The following is a 20,095-nucleotide window of genomic DNA, read 5'->3' on the forward strand; positions in this document are numbered from 1 at the left end:
ACCGCTTTGTTTTTGTTTGTTCCTTTATTTCCGTGGTTTGACCCCCCCAACCCCCCCCCCACCCCCCCCCCCCCCCCCGGGGGGGGGGGGGGGCCCCCCCCCCCCCCCGCCACACGCGTGTCGGGACTCGTCGAAAGTTTCGACAGCATTCCGGATCATCTGACGAATGGCCGCGTCCATCCATGATCATCCAGTTCGAACTCCACCGTCCGGCCACTGCGGAACGCCCGGTCGAACCATCCGACGCCGATGCAGACGCTTCCGGAGCACTTCCGGAAGTTGTTGACGCGCCGGAAATCACGCTGCAATACTCCGATTCATTCAGGTCGATGCGATGAGCCTCGTCGGTGTCGATCGACCGTCCCACCCATACCCACCTGTCCGCCGCGCGCCGCCGCATGTCCAGGCGCGTGCGGGCTTGGCCGAAGGGGCACCAGATGAGCACAGTCTCCGCTGGCACGGTCGGAGGGCCCAAGCGACTTCGCGCGGCGCTCGCCGTCCTCGCCACCGCCGTCGCGACCTGCGGCGTCGTCATCGCCGCCACCGCCACCCCGTCGAGCGCCGCCACCTGCAACGGCTACGTCGGGCTGACCTTCGACGACGGACCGACAGGCAGCACCAGCGCGCTGCTGAACGTGCTGCGCGCCAACGGCGTCCGGGCAACGATGTTCAACGTCGGGCAGAACGTGCAGAACAACAGGTCGGCGGCCCAGGCGCAGGTGGCCGCCGGCATGTGGGTCGGCAACCACAGCTGGAACCACTCGCACATGACCTCGATGAGCCAGTCGCAGATGCAGTCCGACCTGTCGCAGACGAGCTCGGCGATCCAGTCGGCCACCGGGAGCCGACCGCAGTTGTTCCGCCCGCCGTACGGGGAGACCAACGGCACCCTGCAGTCCGTCGCCTCGTCACTCGGTATGCGGCAGGTGATCTGGGACGTGGACTCCCAGGACTGGAACGGCGCCAGCGTCAGCCAGATCGTCTCCAACGCCAGCCGGCTGCAGAGCGGGCAGGTCATCCTCATGCACGACGGGATCCAGAACACCCGCGACGCCATCCCGCAGATCATGGCCAACCTCACCAGCCGCAACCTGTGCCCCGGCATGATCTCGCCGTCCACCGGACGCGCCGTCGCGCCGGACGGCACCACCCCACCGACCGGCGGCGGCACCACCCCACCGCCCAGCGGCAGTTGCACAGCGGCGGCGACGACCACGAACGTCTGGGGTGACAGGTACAACACCTCGGTGACGGTCAGCGGCGCCAGCACCTGGACCGTGGTCGTGGCAATCCCCTCACCCCAGCAGGTCTCCACCACCTGGAACGGCACCGCCTCCTGGGACGGCAGCGGCAACATGACCATGCGGTCCAACGGCAGCGGCAACACCTTCGGCTTCACCACGATGTTCAACGGCAACAGCGGCGCCCGACCGCAGATCCGTTCCTGTACCGCCGGCTGAACGCCGACGGCTCCACCGGCCGTGCGTGGCGACTCGGCGGTCGCCACGCACGGCCACCCCGTGCCACCACCTCTCACCCCGCCGACGTGCCGACGCGTGGGGTGCAGCACGGCCACCCAGGTGCGTACAGTTCCGGGTCGGACGTGGGCGGGCCGGAATGATCCGGCGTGGGGAACGGGACGAGACGAAGACGCATGACGGCGGACAGCATTACCGAAAACGGTCAGGACGGGATCGACCAGGACCGGCTGGAGACCTGTCTCAGCGTCTTCGAGGCGCTGGAGTCCCTGCCACCCGACCACCCCGACGTGGTGCGGGTGCAGCGGGCCACCGCGAAGCTGTACAAGGTGATCAAGCAGCGGCGGCGCGAGGAACGGCGGGACGCCATCCTGGCCGCCGACCGCGCCGTGACGGAGGCCACCGCCACCGGCGCCCCGGGCCGGATCGACGACGAGACCCAGGGCATCCCCCTCGCCTCGCCCACCACCGGCACCACCGCCGGCTTCCTGCACAACCCGCGCGGCTGCTACATCTGCAAGCAGCGCTACCGCGAGGTCGACGCCTTCTACCACCAGCTCTGCCCGTCCTGCGCCGCGCTCAACCGGGAACGCCGCGACGCCCGTACCGACCTGACCGGTCGGCGCGCCCTGCTGACCGGCGGCCGGGCAAAGATCGGCATGTACATCGCGTTGCGGCTGCTGCGCGACGGCGCCCACACGACAGTCACCACGCGCTTCCCCCACGACGCGGTCCGCCGGTTCGCCGCGATGCCGGACAGCGCCGACTGGCTGCACCGCCTGCGGATCGTCGGGATCGACCTGCGCGACCCGGCCCAGGTGATCGCCCTCGCCGACTCGGTCAGCAGCCAGGGACCGCTGGACATCCTGATCAACAACGCGGCGCAGACCGTTCGCCGCTCCCCCGGGGCGTACGCCCAGCTCGCGGCCGCGGAGTCCGCGGCCCTGCCGGACGGTCCGCTGCCCGAGCTGATCACGTTCGCCAAGCCCGAGGGCCAGGGCGGCCCGGCGGGCAGCCTGACCGCCGGCCCGCAGTCGACCGCGCTCACCCCGCACGCGCTCACCGCCCTGGCGCTGACCAGCGGCTCGGCCTCACCGGAGCGGATCGCCGCGTCCACCGCCATCGACGCCGGGGGCCTGGTGCCGGACCTCGACCCGGTGAACAGCTGGGTCCAGCGGGTGCACGAGGTCGACCCGGTCGAACTGCTCGAGGTGCAACTGTGCAACGTGACCGCGCCGTTCGTGCTGGTCAGCCGCCTGCGCCCGGCGATGGCCGCAGCGCCGGCCCGCCGCAAGTACGTGGTGAACGTCTCGGCGATGGAGGGCCAGTTCGGCCGCGGCTACAAGGGGCCGGGGCACCCGCACACCAACATGGCCAAGGCCGCGTTGAACATGCTGACCCGCACCAGCGCCCAGGAGATGCTTACCGACGGCATCCTGATGACGAGCGTGGACACCGGCTGGATCACCGACGAGCGGCCGCACCCGACGAAGATGCGCCTGGCCGACGAGGGTTTCCACGCCCCACTCGACCTGGTCGACGGCGCCGCGCGGGTGTACGACCCGATCGTGCGCGGCGAGCAGGGCGAGGACCTGCACGGGGTCTTCCTGAAGGACTACGCGCCCTGCGCCTGGTGATCGACGTTCCACCCGCTCGACGAGGAGAAGACATGCCATCCGACCATGACCAGTGGCCGACGCTCGACGATCTGCTGCGCGAGGAGAGCGAGCTGGAACTCGCGGGCCTGACCGAGACCGACGCGTACGAGCTGGGTGTGCTGGCCGTCACGGCCGCCGCGCAGCAGCGGCTCCCGGTCTCGGTAGGGGTGTGGAGGGCCGGGCGTCAGCTGTTCCACTGCGGTCTGCCGGGCTCGACGGCCGACAACGACGGGTGGCTGCGCCGCAAGGGTCGGGTGGTCATGCGGTTCGAGCACTCGTCGCTGTACATGGCCCGGCTCTGCCAGGACAAGCAGACGACGCTCACCGAGAAGTTCGGTCTGCCCGCCTCGCGGTACGCCGCCGCCGGCGGCGCGGTGCCGCTGCGTGTTCGCGGCACGGGCGTCGTGGGCTGGTTCGGAGTGTCCGGGCTCCCGCAGCTCGACGACCACCGCTTCGTCGTCGACATCCTCGGCAGACTCCCGCGCTGACCCCGCCGCCCGTGGGCCGGACCCACCGGCCCGGCCCACGGGCGAGCGTCAGCGGCCGGCGCGCAGGTTGGCGCGCAGAGACCGCAGGAGAATCCCCGGGGTGCTCAGCGTGCGCGGATGCTCCCGCATCGAGACGACGTCGTTGAACCGCCTGGCGACCGCGACGTCGGTGACCGTCGCCGCCACGATCTGCCGGCCCGCCCAGCTGGAGAGCCGGTAGCCGCGCGGGTAGGGCCCCTCGACGTGGGGCAGCGCCAGGTCGGCCGATGTCGAGATCGACCAGGCCGCGTCCACCACGACCTTCTGCATGTCGAGGTACGCGCGGGCGGGCACGCTCAGGTCCGGGTCGGAGCGCAGGTACGTCGACAGGCACGCCGCGTGCAGCGCGGCCGCAGTCATCCCCTGCCCGTACACCGGGTTGAACGAGGCGACGGCGTCCCCGACGCTGACGAGCCCGGCGGGGAACCGTGCCAACGCGTGGAAGTCCCGTCGCCGGCTGTCCGCGTGCGCGTACGTCCGGACGTCACCGATCATCTCGCTGCCGGCGACCTCGCCGAACTCCGGCGGGAACTGCTCACGCAGCCGGCGTACGAAGTCCTCGGCGGTACGACCCGGGCGATGGTCCCCGTACCCGGCCATCATGGCCATCCACCTGCCGTCCTCGATGGCGAAGAACGCGGCACCCGCCACGTCCGAGGACATCTTCGGGCTGAGCAGCGCCATGACGACCGCCAGGTCGGGGCTCACCTCGGTGCGCCGGAACAGCGCCGTCGCGTAGTTCAGGTGCACAGTCATCCGCCGCGTGACGGGCCGCTCCCAGTCGCCCTGCTCCAGCCAGTCCGACAGTCTGCTCGACCGCCCCATGGCGTCCACCACGAGGTCGGCGCTCTCCGCGCCCGGCAGTCCGTCCACATCGCAGCGGACCCCGGCGACGGCGGCCCCGTCGAACACGAGGCCTGTGGCGCGGGCGACCACCGTCTTGACGTTGGGAAGCCGCAGCACCTGCTGGCGGATCAGCCCCTCCAGCAGCGGCCGGCTCCCCGCCAGGCTGTCGGCGTCGTCGGGCACGACAACCTTCAACCGACCGTCGAGGTACGTCCGTCTGGCCGAGGGCCGAGCCTCTACCGCCCCCGCCGCCAGGGCCTGCTCGCGAAAGCCGGGGAACAGCCGTTCGAGCTGGAGGAGCCCACCGGGCAGCAACGCGTGCAGCTGCGTGCCCTGCGGGACACCGGGCCGCTCGCCGGCCACCTGGAGGTCGTCACGCTCGATGATGACAACACTCTGCGCGTAGTCGGACAGCACCCGCGCGGCGAGCAGCCCGGCGACGCTGCCGCCGACCACGACGGCCTTGCCCACGACCGGCGACGCCTGGCCGGGAGGCGATGCGGCGTTGAGCGCGGCGAAGACCTTTGCCGGAGAGAGGGACATCGTGCTCTCCAAAAGTTACGGGGCGTGGCGCCTCCCCGAGCCCGTCGGCGGACGCTACGCGGGACGGGGGCGGTGGACGGCCGTTCAGACAATGCCCATCGATCGTTGCACACACGTCGGACGTCGCCCGGACGGCTCCACCCGGGTGTCGGATACCGGCCAGCACGCTGGACGAGGTCGACGTTCGGGTGAGCCGCTCTGGCGTCACCTTCCGTCGGCTGTCACGATCACCCGATGCCCATCGCCCGTCGTACCCTGCTCGGAGCTGGCCTGGCCGCCGCGACCTCTGCCCTGACCGGCTGCGGCGACCACGGCGCGACAGTCGGCGACGGCCCGACAGGCGCGGTCACCGCGACCGACGCGGCGGGCAACAGGGTGGGATTCGGCACGGCCGGGCAGAGCCCGGCGGCCTCCGGCGCCCCGTCCCCGAGTGGTGTCGCCCCGCCCGCCGGTCAGGCCCGCTACGCCGCGGACGTGACCGCCCTGCTCCGGCGGCACCTGCCCGGCACCCCGCAGACCGTCCAGCACAAGGGCTTCCCCGGCGCGGTCGCGGTCGTCCTGGTCGGCGGGAAGACGACTGTGCACACGGCCGTCGGTGAGGCGCTGCGGTACGGGGCCGGCCCCAGGCTGCTCCCCGCGAACCAACGCGTCGCGATGCGACCCGACTCCGTCTTCGATCTCGCCTCGGTCACCAAGGTCTACACCGCCATCCTGCTGCTCCAGCAGGTCGACAGGGGACGTGTCGAGCTGGCCGCGCCGGTCCGCGACTACCTGCCCGGCTTCACCGGTGCCGGCAAGGACCGGATCACCGTCGAGATGCTGCTCACCCACACCAGCGGCCTCCCCGTCGGCGCGAAGGTCACCGGCCTGCCGGACAACGCGGCCCGCTGGAACGCAGTGCTCGCCACGCCGCTGGTCTCCGGCGCCGTGCCCGGTGACACGTTCCGCTACTCAAGCGTCGGGCTCATGGTCGCCGGCAGGATCGTCGAGAAGGTCACCGGTCAACGCCTCGACCAGGCTCTCAAGTCCAACCTCACAGGTCCGCTGGGCCTGCGCGACACCGGCTTCAACCCCGCCACGTGGCTGTCCGCCGGTGCCCGGACCGCCCGCCTGGTCGCCACCGACGCCCGCTCCTCGCGCGGCCTGCTGCGCGGCACAGTCCACGACGACGTCGCCAACCACCTCGGCGGGGTCGCCGGTCACGCGGGCATCTTCGCCACCGCCACCGACCTCGCCGCCGTCGGTCAGCTCCTTCTCGACGGCGGCGCCTACCGGGGCAGGCGGATCCTCGCCGCGGCGACTGTGCGACGGATGCTCACCAACCTCAACGCCGGGAAGCCGGCCGTCGACCCGGAGCGCCCCCGCCGCACCTCGGCCCACGGCCTCGGGGTGGTGCTCAACCAAGCCTGGTTCATGGGTGGGCTGGCATCGGCGCGGACCTTCGGCCACACCGGGTTCGCCGGTCCCTCGCTCCTGGTGGACCCCGGCCGCCAACTCGTCCTCGCGCTGCTCACCAACCGGGCGCACCCCAACTGGAGCTGGGCGAACCCGGATCCGGTCCGGGCCGCCGTCGGCGACCTGCTGGCCACGAAGGTGCGCTGACCGCAGGCCGTCGGGTCCGCCGCGACCTCACCGTCGCCCCGCCGTACGCGCCCGCGTCGAGCGGCGGCCGAGGGTGAGCGCGATCATCACCAGGGCCAGCGCCCAGACGATCACGAAGCTCCGGAGCGGCCGATCCTGCGTTGACGCACCCACGGCCCCTCCGACGGCGTAGCTGACCAGGCAGAGCAGCCCGATCATGGCGAGCCGGCGAACACGTGAGGTGTCGCCACGACCGAAGACCCACTCGGCGAGACCCTGGGTGGTACGCAGCAGGGTCCCGGTCTGGTACGACGTCGCCGTCTGCACACCGAGGGTACGGACCACGAGGCCGCCGAGGATGCCGGTGGGGAAGGCGCACAGGACGGTCAGCAGGGTGCGTTCGGTCGGCGAATCGTGACCCGAGTCGAGCCCCAGGTCGACAAGTCCCCAGACGACGAGCAGCACGAACATGACGCCCAGTTCCACGGTGGGCGGTGCGATCGGACCGGCCGCCGGGATCCGTCGGAGGCCGGCACCGAGCAGACCACCGAGACCGAAGGCGACAAGAGACGCCAGGGCGGACTGCCAGGACGCAGGATGCCCGGCCAGTCCCACGCCTACGAAAACCACGTTTCCGGTCTGATTTCCCACGAAGACCCTGTACCGCAGGATCGCGAAGCCGTCGACCACGCCGGCCAGGACGACGCCCATCGTCAACGCGAACAACGGTCCCCGGAAGGCCACTTCGGTCGTCCGCCACCGGTCCGGTGAGACCTGGGTCGATCGTCCGGATCCGGCCTGCGACTTAGACATTCGACACCCTTCCCGAAACGCATGTCGTAAAACACCCGCTCAGGGCGGCCGAATGGCGCGATCGCGCGATTCACCAGGCGACTCCGGTGCGAAATCGTAGGCAGGGAGACACGAGGCGCGAGGACCAGCCGCCTTGCGACGACACCGGACGGAGAAGGAGGACGCGATGGACCAGGCCCGCATGGCCAGAATGCGCCTGAAGCTCTACTCGTTCGCCCTCGTGGCCGTTGCCGGAATCGTCGTCGGCGCTCCCCTGTGGAGCGTCCTGGCGCCGATCTTCATCTGTGTCGCCATTCCGTTCGCGGTCGCGGCCCAGGGCGTCGGGCCGGTCCGCGCGCTGCTGCTGCCGTCCCGGGGGCCTCACCCCGACGACGCCCGTCCACCACGCGCGGATCAGCTGACGGTCGAGGTGCGGCGCTGAGTTCCCACAGCGACTGCGGGGCTCAGACGCCGGGATCCCGGGCGTCCCAGGCTCGGGCGAGCGCCACCCTGCTCCGGACGCCGAGCTTGCCGTAGATGGCCCGCAGGTGGGTGTCCACGGTGTGGAACGACAGGAAGAGCTCGCTCGCCGCCTGCCGCTTCGTCGCGCCACGCGCCAGCAGTTCGGCGACCCGGGCCTCGGCGGGGGTGAGCGCGTCGACGCCGCCGGAGCGCGCCGGAGCGCCGCTCAGGTCCCGGTCGCCGATGGCGCGGTTGACCCGCAGGGCCTGGTCCTCGTCGCCGCTGGCGCCGAGGCGTGCGGAGAGCGCGGCGCAGGTCTCCGAGGCGGCGAGCGCCTCCGGCGCCGGGACCCCCGGTGAGCGGGCCAGGTCAAGCAGCGCGTCGGCCAACGCCGGGCGCGCGGACGTGGTCCGCAGCCGGGCAACGGCCGTCCGCAACGCGTCGGGATCACCCGTGACGAGCCCGTCCACGTGATGGGCGACGCCTCGCCACAGCCGGTCGTTCGTCCTGACGGCGACCCGCTTCAGGTGATTGGCGAGCGCCTGGGCCCGCGGCGTGTCGCCGAGCGCGAGCGCGGCACGGACCAGTCGTGGCCCGCAATGCGGCACCAGAAGCAGCTGAGCCAGCGAACGTCCGGTCATGTCGATGGTGGCCCGAATGAGCGCCCCGTGGCGTTGCGGTTCGGGATCCCCGGCGACGGCACAGCCCAGGCGGTACCACTGCATGCCGTCCGGCCAGTGCGGCGCGGGTTGCTCGGACGCCAGCAGCGCGCGTGCCACCGTCACCTCGCCCCGGTGCAGGAGAACCTCCACCACCGTGGCGAGCAGGCTGAGGCGTGCGCCGTCCAGCCGGGCGTCGCCGGGCCCCTTGAGCGCCAGCCGGGCACGCGCCTCGGCCTCGGAGAACTCCCCCACCGCGAGGCGCGCGACGCAGTCCAGGGCGGTGACCAGCGGCCGCGCCGCCACCTCGAAGGTGTCGATCTCCGTGGTGAGGGCGTCGAGGGCGGTTCGCGCCTCGGCGAAGCGGCCCCGCGAGATGTCGTTGGCGATCCGATCGACGCGCAGGAACAGCATCTGGCTCCGCGCCGCAGGTTCGGCGGCGTCCGCCTCGCGCAGGATCCGCCCGGCACGCGGCAGATGCCCGGAGCCGGTGGCGCCGGCCGCGCGGGCCATGGCCAACCGGACCGCGCCGCCGGCCGTCGGCGCGGTGGCCTGCGCCCGCTCGGCCTCGACGAGCAGCCGATCGGCGTCCCGGTGGCCGTACCGGGCCGCCACCTCGGCGAGCATCGTCAGGACCCAGCTTCGGCCTGCGGCATCCGGGTGCTGTTCCAGCGCTCGTTCCAGGTAGGCCATGGACAGGAAGGGGCGCTGGGACGCGTAGAAGGCGCCCATGCGGTCGAACACGACGGCGCGCTGGTGCGGCCCGTACCGGTCGGCGGTCACCTCGTCGTGCAGCAACGCCAACGCCTCGGTGAGCCGCGCGGCCAGGAAGAGGTTGTCGGCGGTGGCGATGAGCCAGTCCAGGCGGGCAGCCGGCTCGTCGGGCGCGCCCTGGGCGAGCAGCAGGTCCGCCGCGAGTGTCGGGCTCACCGCCGGTTCGGTCACGAGGTGGGCGGCCGCCGTCCGAGCGGCGGCGCTCGCCAGCGGCACGGCCCGCAGCATCTGACTGGCGGCCTGGGCCGGGTGTCCCGTCTCGGCCAGCACCACGGCCGCCGTCTCGTGCAGTGCGCGACGCTCGGGCGGCGCGACGGAACCCAGTACCGCGTCGCGCAGCTCGGGCGAGGCCAGTCGCAGCCCGACCGGCGTGTCGACCAGGAGATCGTCGGCGATCAACGCCGCCACCGTCGCGTCGAGGGGCCGTACCGGCTCGTGGCCTGATCGGGCGATCATCTGGTCGAGAAACCACCCGTCGCACGGGGCGTCCGCGACCGCGACCGCGAGGAGCACGCGGCGTTCGTCCGCTGCCATGGTCGACGGCCCGCCGGTGTGCACGGTGTGACGATTGGTCAACGACGTCTCAGGCAACGGAAACCCACCTCTGGTCAACGCTTCCCGACAACCGCCGCAGGCCGTGGCGTTGCGGGTCGGACCCGTCACCGCGAGGCTAACCAGGCCGAAAGCCGGTCAGGACCGATTCGGCGCACAAAGGCGAAACAGATTTCGGGCAGTCGGGCGAGCCGCGGACAACCCGATACGGACGGGCGGACCGAATGGCCGCGAACACCCCACCGGCCGTATCGTGGGAGACGGAAGCAACGATCCGTCATCTTCGATGAGGTGCCACCCGGGGTCGAGGAGAATCTGATGATTCATCTGGCGACGGTCATCGCGATCGCGGGTGTCCTGCTCGTCGGTGTCGTGGTACTGGTCCGCCGGCCGGTCGACACTCCGCACGTCGTCCGATGGTCGGCCCTCGCGATCACCGTTCTGGTGGCCGCCATGCTGACTCCCTTCACCGTGGACGATTCCGGGGCCGCGGCCAGCTACCTGCTCGGGGTGCCAGTCGTCGCCGCGATGCTGCCGGTCCTCGCCCAGCGGTTCGCTCGGGCGGACAGGCTCGCCGACCTGGTCGCCGCGCTTGTCATCGCCGGATGGGGGCTGCTGCTCGGGCTGGGCATCGGGGGCGCGTTCCTGCCGGCGGCGGTGCTCCTCGTCGCCAGCGCCGCCGGCGCGGGTGGGTCGCGGATGGCCGCGACCGAGCAGCCGTGACAAGCCACCGAGGCGGCGACCACGAGACCCCGGTCCGAAGTGGTGCCTCGACAGCGGGTCCGTGCGGCGAGGATCAAAGATGCGGAGTGTCGGCGACGCCGCCGATTACAGTCTTCCCAAAAGAAGCAGGTGCCCGAGTTCAACGTCGGCTGCACAACCACCTCGACCGCCGTTTCGTTGCGGGCGTCGAAGGCCACCACCTGCAATTCCCCCGACGACCAGTCCGCCTACCGGGTGCCGACCATGCACCAGAACGGCACTGTCGTCGACCCGACGGAGGTGACCGTCTACCACGGTTCCCGGCTCAAGGACCCGAGCAGGACGCAGCCGTTCCCGTTCGGCCTGCGCATGATCACCGGTAACGCCAAGAACCAGGTGGACGCCCCCGACAAGCAGGACAACCACTTCTGGTGCGCCGGAATCGGCGGCGAGATCGGCCGCAGCGCCGACACGACCTTCCCGGTGTGCGCGAAGACCGCGCACACCGTCCGGCAGATCACTGCCCGAAGAGCCACCCGGCGCCGGTCCCCTCGGTGTCGTTCGTCATCTCGTACCCGCTGAGCGCGAACACCGACGACATCACGCTCGCCTCCGGCATGTCCCGGGCGCGCAACTGCCTCGACCAGGGCGTGAAGTGCGACTCGGCCGGCAACTTCTAGTCGACGCTGACGGCGTGCACTCCGGCTGGCCCGCTGTGCCGATGTGCTGTTGAGCGATATACCTCAGAGGCATGAATATGACTCTGAGGTATATCGCTCACTACCGCTTACTCCCCGACGGATGTGACTGACAGTCACCGACGGCCGCTGGCTGCGCCCACCGCCCCAGTCAGGGTCAGGACTCACCCGTCTAGAGCCTCGCGGCGCCCGCCTCGGTGGCCTCCCGCACCGCCGAGGTACGGCGCACCTCGGCGCGCTCGTCGCCGGCGTCCTCCCGGTCCGGCGCGACCACCCGGGCCGCCCGGTTGGCGGTCGCGGCCGCCTGGTCACCGGTCACGCCGCCGCGGATCCGGTTGTTGGCGGCCACCTGGGCGGCCGGTTCGTTGCCCGTCACGGTCAACGCGCCGTTGATGATGTTGTCATCGACGGTGACGCCACCGGTGGTGCTGGTGACGCTGACGTCCGCGCCCCAGTAGCCGCCGGAGGCGCAACTGTCGAGGCCGCCGTTCGGGCCGAGCTGCACGCCGCCCAGGTTGCCGGCGAACGTGGCCTTGCCGCGCACCGCGCTGCCGCACACGACGCTGCCGGTGGCGCTGTTGAGCACCGACAGGGTGCCGTCGACGAACGAGTCGTGCACGTCCGTGTAGTAGGTGCCGGTGCTGCTGACGTTGCGCTGCACCTGGGTGCCCCTGTCGAGTCGCACCTCGCCGGCGCCGACTGTGACATGCCCGGCGACAGTCGACGCCTCGGCGAACAGGAAGCTGTCGATCGTCGCGGAGCCCTTCGGGCGTACGGTCACCGTGCCGGTGCGGGCGTCCTTCAGGAAGATCCCGTACCCGCCGGCGGCCAGCACCACCTGGCCGTCGACAGTCGTGTCGGTGGCGTCGAGGTAGCCGTCGGCGCTGACGCGTACCTCACCGCTGATCCGCCCGCCGGTCACCACCAGGTTGCCGCCGGCGGCGACCGTGACGTTGCCGGTGATCGTGGTGCCGGTCAGCGCGCAGGACTCGCCGGCCGGCACGTACAGGTCGTTGGGCACGGTCACCGCACCGCCGGTGCCGATGCAGTGGGTGACCAGGTCGGCGTGCGCGGTGGGCGCCACGGTCAGCACCGAGGCGGCGACGACGGCGCTCACGGTGGCCAGCTTGGCTACGGTACGTCCGGGCATCGTGGTTCTCCCTGTCGGTGAGATTCGAGGACTCATGCGCCGACCTCCGATCGGGCCGCGGCCCGGACGATGGCGCCCTGCTGCCGCTTGGTGAGCGTTCCGTCTGTCACCAGCGCGGTGGTGACCGTCTCGACGTGCCTGACGAAGGCGGCGTGGCCGGGGTAGTCGGCGTGTTCGTCGATCAGATCGTTGATGGTGCAGCCGTCACCGGTGTCGACGTTGGCGACTCCGGTGTCGTCACCGTCGATGACCACAGTGGCCCGGGTGTCGGATGCGGGGCAGGCGTCGGTGCCGTCGGCCACCACTGTGAACGTCGTCGACTGCTCGGTGGAGGCGTTCCCCGCGGCGTCGGTGGCCCGGTGCCGCATGGTGTGCGCGCCTGTCGCGCGCACGGTGACCGGGGCCGTGTACGCGGTCCAGGCGCCGGTGTCGAGCGCGTACTCGACCGACGCCACACCTGAGCCGTCGTCGGCGGCGGTGACTGTCACCGTCGCGGCGCCGACGTACCCGCCGTCGTCGTTCCGGTCGCCGGTGACCGTCACGGACACCGTGGGCGGGGTCTCGTCCTCCTCCGCCGGGGCGACGACAGTGAAGTGGGCCATCTGCTCGGCTGAGGTGTTGCCGGCGACGTCGGTCGCCCGGTAGTGCAGCATGTGCATCCCGACCCCGGTCACCACCACGGGGTTCGTGTACGGGGTGAAGGCGGCCCCGTCGAGGGCGTACTCGATGGTGGCGACACCGGAACCGGCGTCGGTGGCGGTGAGCGTGGCGGTGGCCGTACCCACGTAGTTGCCGTCGCCGTCGCGGTCGCCGGCCAGGGCGGCAGTGACCACAGGCGCGGTGGTGTCCTCCTGTGTCGGCTCGACGATCCGGAACGCCACCGAGCCGACGGCGCTGGCGTTGCCGGCCTTGTCGGTGGCGCGGAACTGCACCGAGTGGTCGCCCACGGCGGTCAGCCGGACCGGCTGGGTGTACGGCTGGAAGCTGGTGTCGTCGACCTGGTATTCGACGGTGTCCACACCGGATCCGGCGTCGGTGGCCGAGACGGTCACCGTGGCGGCGCCGATGTAGTTGCCGTCCGCGTCGCGGTCACCCGCCACGGCGGCGGAGACCGTCGGCGCGGTGGTGTCCTCACCACCTCCGCCGTCGGTGACCACCAGTTCGCCGACCATCTGGCTGTGCCCCGGGATCGCGCAGAAGTAGCGGTACCGGCCCGGGGTCAGCGTCACGGTCGCCTGGTGGCGGCCGTCGTTGGCGTCGAACGGGTTGGCCAGGATGTTCACTGTGACGTCGTGGTTGTAGCCCTCGGTGGAGGTGTCGAAGGTGAGCGTGTGCGGCATCCCCGTGGTGTTGCCGGTGGCCGCGCTGTTCTCCCAGATGATCGTGGTCGGGCCGGCCACCGCCTGGGTGGGCACCGACTTGTAGCGGGTGGTGTCGTCGTCGGCGGTCCAGGTCAGGACCTGGTCGGCGACGATCGGGGCGGCGGAGGCGGGCGTCGCGGCAAACGGGGTCACCGTGAGCAGCAGCGCCGACAGCGCAGCCGTGAGGCGTCTGATCATCGTGTCTCCTAGAGTTCCCGCACGCGGATGTTGCGGAACTCGGTCAGGTCGTTGTCGCCGTGGTTCTGCAGGCCGATGAAGCCGCGCAGGAACTGCCGCAGGTCGGTCGGTGGGTCGCCGGCCCGGGACGACTGCTTGCCGGGCGTGTTGTCGAACTCGTTGATCACCACGCCGTTGCGGATCATCGTGTAGTGCTGCCCGACCGCGCGGATCTCGTAGTCGTTCCACTGCTCCTTCGGGGTGACACCGGCCTGGGCCAGCGGCACGGGGTCGAAGTTGTAGACCGAGCCGGTCTTCTGCGGCTCGCCGGTCTCACCGTCGTAGATCTGGATCTCGTGTCCGCAGTAGATGGCCATCCAGGCCGGGGAGGTACGAGCCGAGCCGACGGTGCCGCAGCTGCCCGGTGGCCGCTGGTCGAGGGGGGTTCGCAGGTCAGGGAACCGGATGAAGACGCCTGTGTTGGCCCGGCCGGTGCCCGGTGCGATGTCGCGGAACTGCACCTTCAGCGAGAAGTCGCCGAGTTCCCTGGTGTGCCAGAGCATGCCCAGGCCGCCGCTGGAGCGCAGCGACCCGTCCGGCTGGATGGCGAACGAGCCCGACGGCGCCTGCTGCCAACCGCGCAGCGACTCCTCGGTGCCGTCGAAGAGCGGCTCGTAGCCGGTGTGCCCGTCCCGGCCGATCGGGGACGCGGCGGCCAGCCGGGTGAGCGTGCCCGCTTCCCTGCTGGTGAGCAGGTCGTCATCCTGCGCCGCGCGGGCCACCGCGCTCACGTGCCTGACGAAGGCGTCGTGGTCGGTCCAGGTGCTCTCGTCGTCGATCAGGTCGTTGACCGTGCAGCCCTGCCCGACCGTACGGCTGGGCACCCCGGTGTCCGTGTCGCCGAGCCACACGTTCGGCCGGGCGTCGGGCACCGCGCAGCCCACCGTGACAGTGGTCCGCACAGTTGCCGTCTCACCGTCGGCATACGTGACTGTCAGCTTCGCGGTGTAGCTCCCGACCCGGGCGTACGTGTGCCGGGGGTTCGCCTCGGTGGAGGTGGCGCCGTCGCCGAACTCCCACCGGTAGCCGACGCCGCCGGAGCGGGAGCCGGTGAAGGCGATGGTCAGGGGCTTGTTCTGCACGGCCACCGAGGTCGCGGCCGGCGCCGGGGTGGGAGCGCCACCGGTGTAGGTGATCCGGATCAGCTTCTGGTTCGGGTGCAGGCTGAAGAACCCGCCTCCGTAGTCCAGCAGGTACAGCGCCCCGTCCGGGCCGAACTTGGCATCCATCCAGCTCTGCAACCTGTTGTCGCCGTTGCCGCTCGGGATGATGGCCCGCAGCGACTCGGCGTACACGGGTGGGGCCGCGGTCGGCACACCGGCCGGGTCGACGGTGACCGCGACCCGGTTGGCCGCGTTCGACTGGTCGCCGATGAGCCACTTGCCGTCCCAGTGCTCCGGCCAGGCCACGCCGCTTGTCGTGTCGACGAGTTCCCGGTGGTAGGTCGGACCGGACATGATGGCCTGCCCGCCGCCGCGCAGGTACGGCTGGGTGTAGGTGGCGTCCGCAGCGACGTACGTCGGCAGGTCGCTGCCGTCGGTCCGCTTCGGGAACACCGGGCCGCCACCGCTCGGCGAGTACCAGATCATGTTGTCCCGGGCGGCCGGGATGTCCACCAGGCCGGTGTTGCGCGGCGAGGTGTTCTTCAGGTTGTCGCAGTCGTACCAGCCGGTCAGCACCGTGGCGTCGGTGTCGCTGCGGTCGCGGTACGGCTGCCTGTTGCCCATGCAGTACGGCCAGCCCTGGTTACCGGCCGAGGTGATGATGGTGGCGGTCTCGTACTTGGCCGGGCCCAGGGTGGGGCTGGGCGTCGACGCGTCCGGGCCGACCCAGCCGGCGGTCAGCCACTTGCGCACCGGGTCGAACTGGAGGCGGGCGATGTTGCGCACGCCCATCACGTAGATCTCCGGTCGGGTCTTCCCGGTCCCCGGTGGGAACAGGTTGCCCTGCGGGATGGTGTACGTGCCGTCCGGCTCCGGGTGGATTCGGATGATCTTGCCGGCGAGGTCGTTGGTGTTGCCCGAGGTGCGCCGGGCGTCCTGGAACGAGATCCCCTGGTACTCCTCGGTCCAGTTGTTGCCGGAGTAGCCCTGCGACCCCTCGGAGGAGTTGTTGTCGCCGGAGCCGACGTAGAGGTTGCCCCTGTCGTCGAACGCCATGCCGCCGCCGGCGTGGCAGCAGCTGTGGATCTGCACCGGGAACTGGAGCAGGTCCTTGCGGGTCGCCTGGTCGATGGTCTGCGCCTGGCGGTCGTAGGTGAACCGGGAGATCGTGCGCTGACCGACCCGCTTCACCCGGTCGATCGACTCGTGCGGCATCCAGTAGACGTAGAGCCAGCCGTTGTCGGCGAACGCCGGGTCGGGCACGATGCCGAGCAGGCCCTCCTCGTTCTTCACCAGCTCCGAGCCACTGCCCCGGTTACCCATCACCTTCAGCGTCGTCAGGAGCTTGACCTGCTTGCTGCGCGGGTCCCAGGAGTGGATGGTGCCGCAGCCCAGGCCGACGTTCGGGTTGGTCCAGTCCGCGACCGGGCCGCTCGGGCAGGCCGCCTTGCCGACGTAGAACACCGTGCCGTCCGGGGCGATGGTCAGCCCGTGCGGCTCACCGATCTGGTCGAGCTGACCGGTCTGGTTGGCCGCGGTGAGCCGCTCCACCTTGTAGTTCGCGGCGATCGTCGCCTGGCAGTCGCCGCGTACCCGGCCGGTGGTCCAGTTGAGGGCGCCGGTCAGGTGCGCGCGGAACGCCTCCTCGCCGTAGCTGCCCTCGGTGTGGCCCATGCCCGTGTAGAACGACCGGCCCCCGTCGTAGTCCCGGCACCAGGACACCGGGTGGAAGGGGCCGTTGGCGGCCGCTCCCGCGTTGTAGTGCCGCTCCTCGACCTGGGCGAGGGTGTGCACGCTGCCGATCGGGTTCGGGTCCCAGTTCTCCCACCGGTCGGACCGGGTGATGGTCAACGGCAGTGACGCGGTGGCCGGGTGCGTGCGGTCCAGGATGTTCACCACCGCGCGGTTCACCGCGGGCGGCTCCGGGGCGGTGGTGCTGCCGGTGAACAGGCGCAGGTCGGCGAGCTGGACCAGTGGTTCGCCGCTGTTCGCGGTGATGTTCAGCCGGTAGCGCGTGAACTCCTGCGGGGTGGCGATGTCGAACCGGCGGGTCTGGAACCGGTCCGGGAAGCTCTGGCCGGTGCGTCGGTCCAGATCGGACCAGGTCTGCCCGTCGGTGGAGCCCTGCAGGGTCCAGTCCTTCGGGTCGCGTCCGGCGGAGTCGTTGGCCGACGTCAGCGCGTACCCGGTGATCCGCTTGGGCGCGGCCAGCTCGTACGCCACCCAGGCGGTCGGGGTGCGGACCAACCACTTGGTGTTGGCGTCGCCGTCGGTGAGCTTCTCCTTCGTCTCGTTCGGCGCGTTCTCGCCGCTGGCGGTCACCCGGGCCACCGGCTCGGCCACCGGGATGGCGCCGGCCGGCCGGGTGCCGATCAGGCCGGTGAACCAGGTGGAGTCGACCTGCGCGCGGGCGGCGTCGGCGATGCCGACGAAGCCGCCGCCGGCCTTCATGTAGCTCTGGAGCGCCGACTCCTGGTCGCGGTTGAGCGCGGCGCCCGTCGCGGAGAGAAAGACCACGCTGCGGTACGCGGACAGCCCGGCCGTGGTGAACACGCCCGGGTCCGTGGTGGCCGTGACATCGATGTCATTACTGACAGCAAGCTGTCGGATGGTGTCCACGGCGCGCGAAACCGGGTCGTGCTGCTCGGCCACCGGGCCGTGGAACACGAGGACCGCTGTCTTCGTCTGCGGTGTCGCCGCCGCCGGCGCGGCGGTTCGCGGCGCGGCCGCGGCCGACGCCGTCGCCGTTGCTGGGATCAGTGTCGCGATTGCCGCTACCGCGGCGAGGGCTCGTCGTAGATCTCTGGTCATCCCCGTCCCCACTTTCGGTCAGCTTCCGTGCGTGTGGGTGTGGCCCTGGAACCGGTGGATCGCCTCCTCGGCTCCGGGCGGCATGCTGCCGTCGGCGTTGCGCACCAGGAAGATCCCGGCCATGCCGCCGTCGGAGTGGAACTGCACGTGGCAGTGGTACATCCAGGCGCCGGGGCCGACGTTCTCGCCGGCCAGCACCTGGAACCCGAACGAGCTGCCCGGGTTGAGGTCCTTGTTGTCGATCACGAGGCTCGGGTCGGCCGGACCTTCCAGCATCCCGGTGCGGTTGTCCGCCCACCGGTGCGCGTGCAGGTGGAAGGTGTGGAAGGTGCCGCCGTGCCCGATGGCGATCCACTCCACCCGTTCGCCGAGGTTCGCCTCGAACATCGGGGTGTCCGGTGCCATCAGGTTGTTGATCATCATGTCGTTGAACACGACAGTGAACTGCTTCGACGGCAGGATGTCGCCGCGCCGCCGGACGACGAGCGCCCCGTACAGTCCCTTCGCGACACCGCCGGTGCCGTGGTCGGTGCCCATGGCGTGGTCGTGGTAGTGCCAGTAGCCGGCGCTGCCAGGCATGTACCGCCGGCCCGCCGAGGCCACCATCTCGTGCGAGCGCCAGACGTACGTCCGCGTCTCACCGGGATTGTTGAACGAGGCGTTGAACGGGCTGCCGTCCGAGTCGGTGCTGTAGTCCACCCCGTGCGGATGGATGGACAGCCGCTGGTTGGTGGTGTTGACCAGGGTGATCTCCAGGGTGTCGCCCTCGTACATCTCCAGGACCGGCCCCGGCACGGTGGCCCGGCCGGGTGCGAGGCCGTACCCGAACAGCCCTCCGGGCAGCTGCTCGGCGTAGAGGGTGACCTTCCTGGTGACGCCGGCGGCGGCCCGGGCAGGGCTACCTCCGAACGCGGTGCCGAGCGTGGGAGCTGACGCGCCCAACGCTCCGGCGGCGAGCGCCCCGGTGGCGATCAGGGATCGACGGGACAGGTGGCGGTGGGAGCCAACGGCGTGATCGTCCATGGGTCTCCGTTCCCGACCGGGCGAAGACGCGACGAAGGGCAGGGTGCATCGACCGCCGAGCACGGGGTCCAGGCACGACTGAGGGTGAGGCTCGTCGCGGGCTTTGCTCGGAAGACTCAGAACTTTCGGTGGATGACAGCAACTTATGTAATCCATCGACGAAAGTACAGGTCTGATTGCAAAAAGATTACCTTGACATCACGACGTGCTTCGATCGAGCATGAACCTGCCGGTGCGGCGCCACCGCACGCACCAACGGCCCGCCGGCACCTGCCGGCGGGCTGTGGAGAGGTGCGTCAGATGCGGTGGCGGTCGTCGGCCGGCAGGCCGGGGGCCGCCGGCGGCTCGGGAGCCTGGTCGGGCTGGCCGAGCTGCGCGACACGGGTCGGGTCGAGGACCCGGGAGAGGAACGCACGGGTCCGTTCGTGCTTCGGCGCGCCGAGCACCTCCTGCGGCGGCCCCTGCTCGACGACCACGCCACCGTCCATGAAGACGACCCGGTCGGCCACGTCGCGGGCGAACGCCATCTCGTGGGTGACCACCATCATCGTCATGCCGTCCTCGGCCAGCTTGCGCATGACGGTGAGCACGTCGCCCACGAGTTCCGGGTCGAGCGCGGAGGTCGGCTCGTCGAAGAGCATCAGCTTCGGCTCCATCGACAGCGACCGGGCGATCGCCGCGCGCTGCTGCTGCCCGCCGGAGAGCTGCGCCGGGAACGCGTCGGCCTTGTCGCTCAGCCCGACGCGCTCCAGGTTGGCCCGCGCGATCCGCTCGGCCTCCGCCCGGCCACGCCGCAGCACCTTGCGCTGCGCGACGGTGAGGTTGTTCAGCACGGTCAGGTGCGGAAACAGGTTGAACGACTGGAAGACCATGCCGATGCCGCGACGCACGGCGTCGACCTCGACGTCCGGGTCGGTCATCTCGACGCCGTTCACCCAGATCCGGCCGGCGGTCGGCTCCTCGAGCAGGTCCACGCAGCGCAGCAACGTCGACTTCCCGGAGCCGGACGGCCCGACGACGCAGACCACCTCACCCTCGGCGACCTCGAAGTCGATGCCCCGGAGCACCTCGAGCGGCCCGAAGGACTTGTGCAGGTCGCGGATCTCGACGGCGGGACGGGATGGCGTGGTCGTCATGC

General features: G+C 71.0%; 16 protein-coding genes. 8 read left to right on the plus strand and 8 right to left on the minus strand.

What is annotated here, in order from left to right:
• Nucleotides 1-437: 437 nt before the first annotated feature.
• The 3 genes from ACZ6N8_RS24720 to ACZ6N8_RS24730 all read left to right on the plus strand — a co-directional run bounded on the left by ACZ6N8_RS24720 (nucleotide 438) and on the right by ACZ6N8_RS24730 (nucleotide 3,624).
• A complete protein-coding gene (locus ACZ6N8_RS24720; RefSeq protein ID WP_466012905.1) occupies nucleotides 438-1,460 on the plus strand; it encodes a polysaccharide deacetylase family protein in 1,023 nt (340 codons plus the stop codon).
• 194 nt (nucleotides 1,461-1,654) lie between these two features.
• Nucleotides 1,655-3,115 (plus strand): SDR family NAD(P)-dependent oxidoreductase, encoded by a 1,461-nt coding sequence (locus ACZ6N8_RS24725; RefSeq protein ID WP_387122661.1) that lies wholly within the window; start codon nucleotides 1,655-1,657, stop codon nucleotides 3,113-3,115.
• 32 nt (nucleotides 3,116-3,147) lie between these two features.
• Nucleotides 3,148-3,624 (plus strand): heme-degrading domain-containing protein, encoded by a 477-nt coding sequence (locus tag ACZ6N8_RS24730; protein WP_466012906.1) that lies wholly within the window; start codon nucleotides 3,148-3,150, stop codon nucleotides 3,622-3,624.
• A gap of 48 nt (nucleotides 3,625-3,672) precedes the next feature.
• Here the strand turns inward: ACZ6N8_RS24730 and ACZ6N8_RS24735 are convergent, their stop codons facing one another.
• Nucleotides 3,673-5,052: an NAD(P)/FAD-dependent oxidoreductase gene (locus tag ACZ6N8_RS24735; protein ID WP_466012907.1), complete on the minus strand. Its 1,380-nt coding sequence runs from the start codon at nucleotides 5,050-5,052 to the stop codon at nucleotides 3,673-3,675.
• A gap of 234 nt (nucleotides 5,053-5,286) precedes the next feature.
• Between ACZ6N8_RS24735 and ACZ6N8_RS24740 the strand changes: the two genes are divergently transcribed.
• A complete protein-coding gene (locus ACZ6N8_RS24740; RefSeq protein WP_466012908.1) occupies nucleotides 5,287-6,654 on the plus strand; it encodes a serine hydrolase domain-containing protein in 1,368 nt (455 codons plus the stop codon).
• Nucleotides 6,655-6,681: 27 nt separating this feature from the next.
• Here ACZ6N8_RS24740 and ACZ6N8_RS24745 read toward each other — a convergent pair whose 3' ends face one another.
• A complete protein-coding gene (locus ACZ6N8_RS24745; RefSeq protein ID WP_466012909.1) occupies nucleotides 6,682-7,377 on the minus strand; it encodes a DUF1275 family protein in 696 nt (231 codons plus the stop codon).
• A 235-nt stretch (nucleotides 7,378-7,612) separates the two neighbouring features.
• Between ACZ6N8_RS24745 and ACZ6N8_RS24750 the strand changes: the two genes are divergently transcribed.
• Entirely contained in the window at nucleotides 7,613-7,867 is a 255-nt protein-coding gene (locus tag ACZ6N8_RS24750; protein ID WP_466012910.1) for a hypothetical protein, read from the plus strand.
• Between the two features lie 22 nt (nucleotides 7,868-7,889).
• Here ACZ6N8_RS24750 and ACZ6N8_RS24755 read toward each other — a convergent pair whose 3' ends face one another.
• Entirely contained in the window at nucleotides 7,890-9,911 is a 2,022-nt protein-coding gene (locus ACZ6N8_RS24755; RefSeq protein ID WP_466012911.1) for a LuxR C-terminal-related transcriptional regulator, read from the minus strand.
• 279 nt (nucleotides 9,912-10,190) lie between these two features.
• Here ACZ6N8_RS24755 and ACZ6N8_RS24760 point away from each other — a divergent pair, with 279 nt between their 5' ends.
• From ACZ6N8_RS24760 to ACZ6N8_RS24770, 3 genes are all read left to right on the plus strand, one after another.
• On the plus strand, nucleotides 10,191-10,595 hold the full coding sequence (locus ACZ6N8_RS24760; protein ID WP_466012912.1) for a hypothetical protein: 405 nt from the start codon (nucleotides 10,191-10,193) through the stop codon (nucleotides 10,593-10,595).
• Between the two features lie 129 nt (nucleotides 10,596-10,724).
• Entirely contained in the window at nucleotides 10,725-11,156 is a 432-nt protein-coding gene (locus tag ACZ6N8_RS24765) for a DUF1996 domain-containing protein (RefSeq protein WP_466012913.1), read from the plus strand.
• Entirely contained in the window at nucleotides 11,129-11,254 is a 126-nt protein-coding gene (locus ACZ6N8_RS24770; protein WP_466012914.1) for a hypothetical protein, read from the plus strand. Before ACZ6N8_RS24765 ends, ACZ6N8_RS24770 begins: the two co-directional genes overlap by 28 nt.
• A gap of 190 nt (nucleotides 11,255-11,444) precedes the next feature.
• On the opposite strand, the gene ACZ6N8_RS24775 is transcribed toward ACZ6N8_RS24770, so the two are convergent.
• The 5 genes from ACZ6N8_RS24775 to ACZ6N8_RS24795 all read right to left on the minus strand — a co-directional run bounded on the left by ACZ6N8_RS24775 (nucleotide 11,445) and on the right by ACZ6N8_RS24795 (nucleotide 20,093).
• The gene (locus tag ACZ6N8_RS24775) at nucleotides 11,445-12,422 is read right to left on the minus strand and encodes a hypothetical protein (RefSeq protein ID WP_466012915.1); all 978 of its coding nucleotides are present in this window, start codon (nucleotides 12,420-12,422) and stop codon (nucleotides 11,445-11,447) included.
• A 32-nt stretch (nucleotides 12,423-12,454) separates the two neighbouring features.
• Entirely contained in the window at nucleotides 12,455-13,981 is a 1,527-nt protein-coding gene (locus ACZ6N8_RS24780) for an OmpL47-type beta-barrel domain-containing protein (protein WP_466012916.1), read from the minus strand.
• A gap of 8 nt (nucleotides 13,982-13,989) precedes the next feature.
• Nucleotides 13,990-17,934, minus strand: a complete 3,945-nt coding sequence (locus ACZ6N8_RS24785; RefSeq protein ID WP_466012917.1) for a ThuA domain-containing protein — start codon at nucleotides 17,932-17,934, stop codon at nucleotides 13,990-13,992.
• Nucleotides 17,935-17,952: 18 nt separating this feature from the next.
• A complete protein-coding gene (locus ACZ6N8_RS24790; protein WP_364375711.1) occupies nucleotides 17,953-18,957 on the minus strand; it encodes a multicopper oxidase domain-containing protein in 1,005 nt (334 codons plus the stop codon).
• A gap of 296 nt (nucleotides 18,958-19,253) precedes the next feature.
• A complete protein-coding gene (locus ACZ6N8_RS24795; protein WP_364375714.1) occupies nucleotides 19,254-20,093 on the minus strand; it encodes an amino acid ABC transporter ATP-binding protein in 840 nt (279 codons plus the stop codon).
• Nucleotides 20,094-20,095: the final 2 nt, after the last annotated feature.

The organism is Micromonospora sp. NPDC047521, assembly GCF_055587305.1.

Bases quoted from the DNA above. Each gene is read 5' to 3' on its own strand.
- ACZ6N8_RS24785 (WP_466012917.1), bottom strand. From the start codon at position 17,934: ATGACCAGAGATCTACGACGAGCCCTCGCCGCGGTAGCGGCAATCGCG.
- ACZ6N8_RS24760 (WP_466012912.1), top strand. From the start codon at position 10,191: ATGATTCATCTGGCGACGGTCATCGCGATCGCGGGTGTCCTGCTCGTC.
- ACZ6N8_RS24730 (WP_466012906.1), top strand. From the start codon at position 3,148: ATGCCATCCGACCATGACCAGTGGCCGACGCTCGACGATCTGCTGCGC.
- ACZ6N8_RS24720 (WP_466012905.1), top strand. From the start codon at position 438: ATGAGCACAGTCTCCGCTGGCACGGTCGGAGGGCCCAAGCGACTTCGC.
- ACZ6N8_RS24775 (WP_466012915.1), bottom strand. From the start codon at position 12,422: ATGCCCGGACGTACCGTAGCCAAGCTGGCCACCGTGAGCGCCGTCGTC.
- ACZ6N8_RS24750 (WP_466012910.1), top strand. From the start codon at position 7,613: ATGGACCAGGCCCGCATGGCCAGAATGCGCCTGAAGCTCTACTCGTTC.
- ACZ6N8_RS24795 (WP_364375714.1), bottom strand. From the start codon at position 20,093: ATGACGACCACGCCATCCCGTCCCGCCGTCGAGATCCGCGACCTGCAC.
- ACZ6N8_RS24790 (WP_364375711.1), bottom strand. From the start codon at position 18,957: ATGGACGATCACGCCGTTGGCTCCCACCGCCACCTGTCCCGTCGATCC.
- ACZ6N8_RS24735 (WP_466012907.1), bottom strand. From the start codon at position 5,052: ATGTCCCTCTCTCCGGCAAAGGTCTTCGCCGCGCTCAACGCCGCATCG.
- ACZ6N8_RS24725 (WP_387122661.1), top strand. From the start codon at position 1,655: ATGACGGCGGACAGCATTACCGAAAACGGTCAGGACGGGATCGACCAG.
- ACZ6N8_RS24780 (WP_466012916.1), bottom strand. From the start codon at position 13,981: ATGATCAGACGCCTCACGGCTGCGCTGTCGGCGCTGCTGCTCACGGTG.
- ACZ6N8_RS24740 (WP_466012908.1), top strand. From the start codon at position 5,287: ATGCCCATCGCCCGTCGTACCCTGCTCGGAGCTGGCCTGGCCGCCGCG.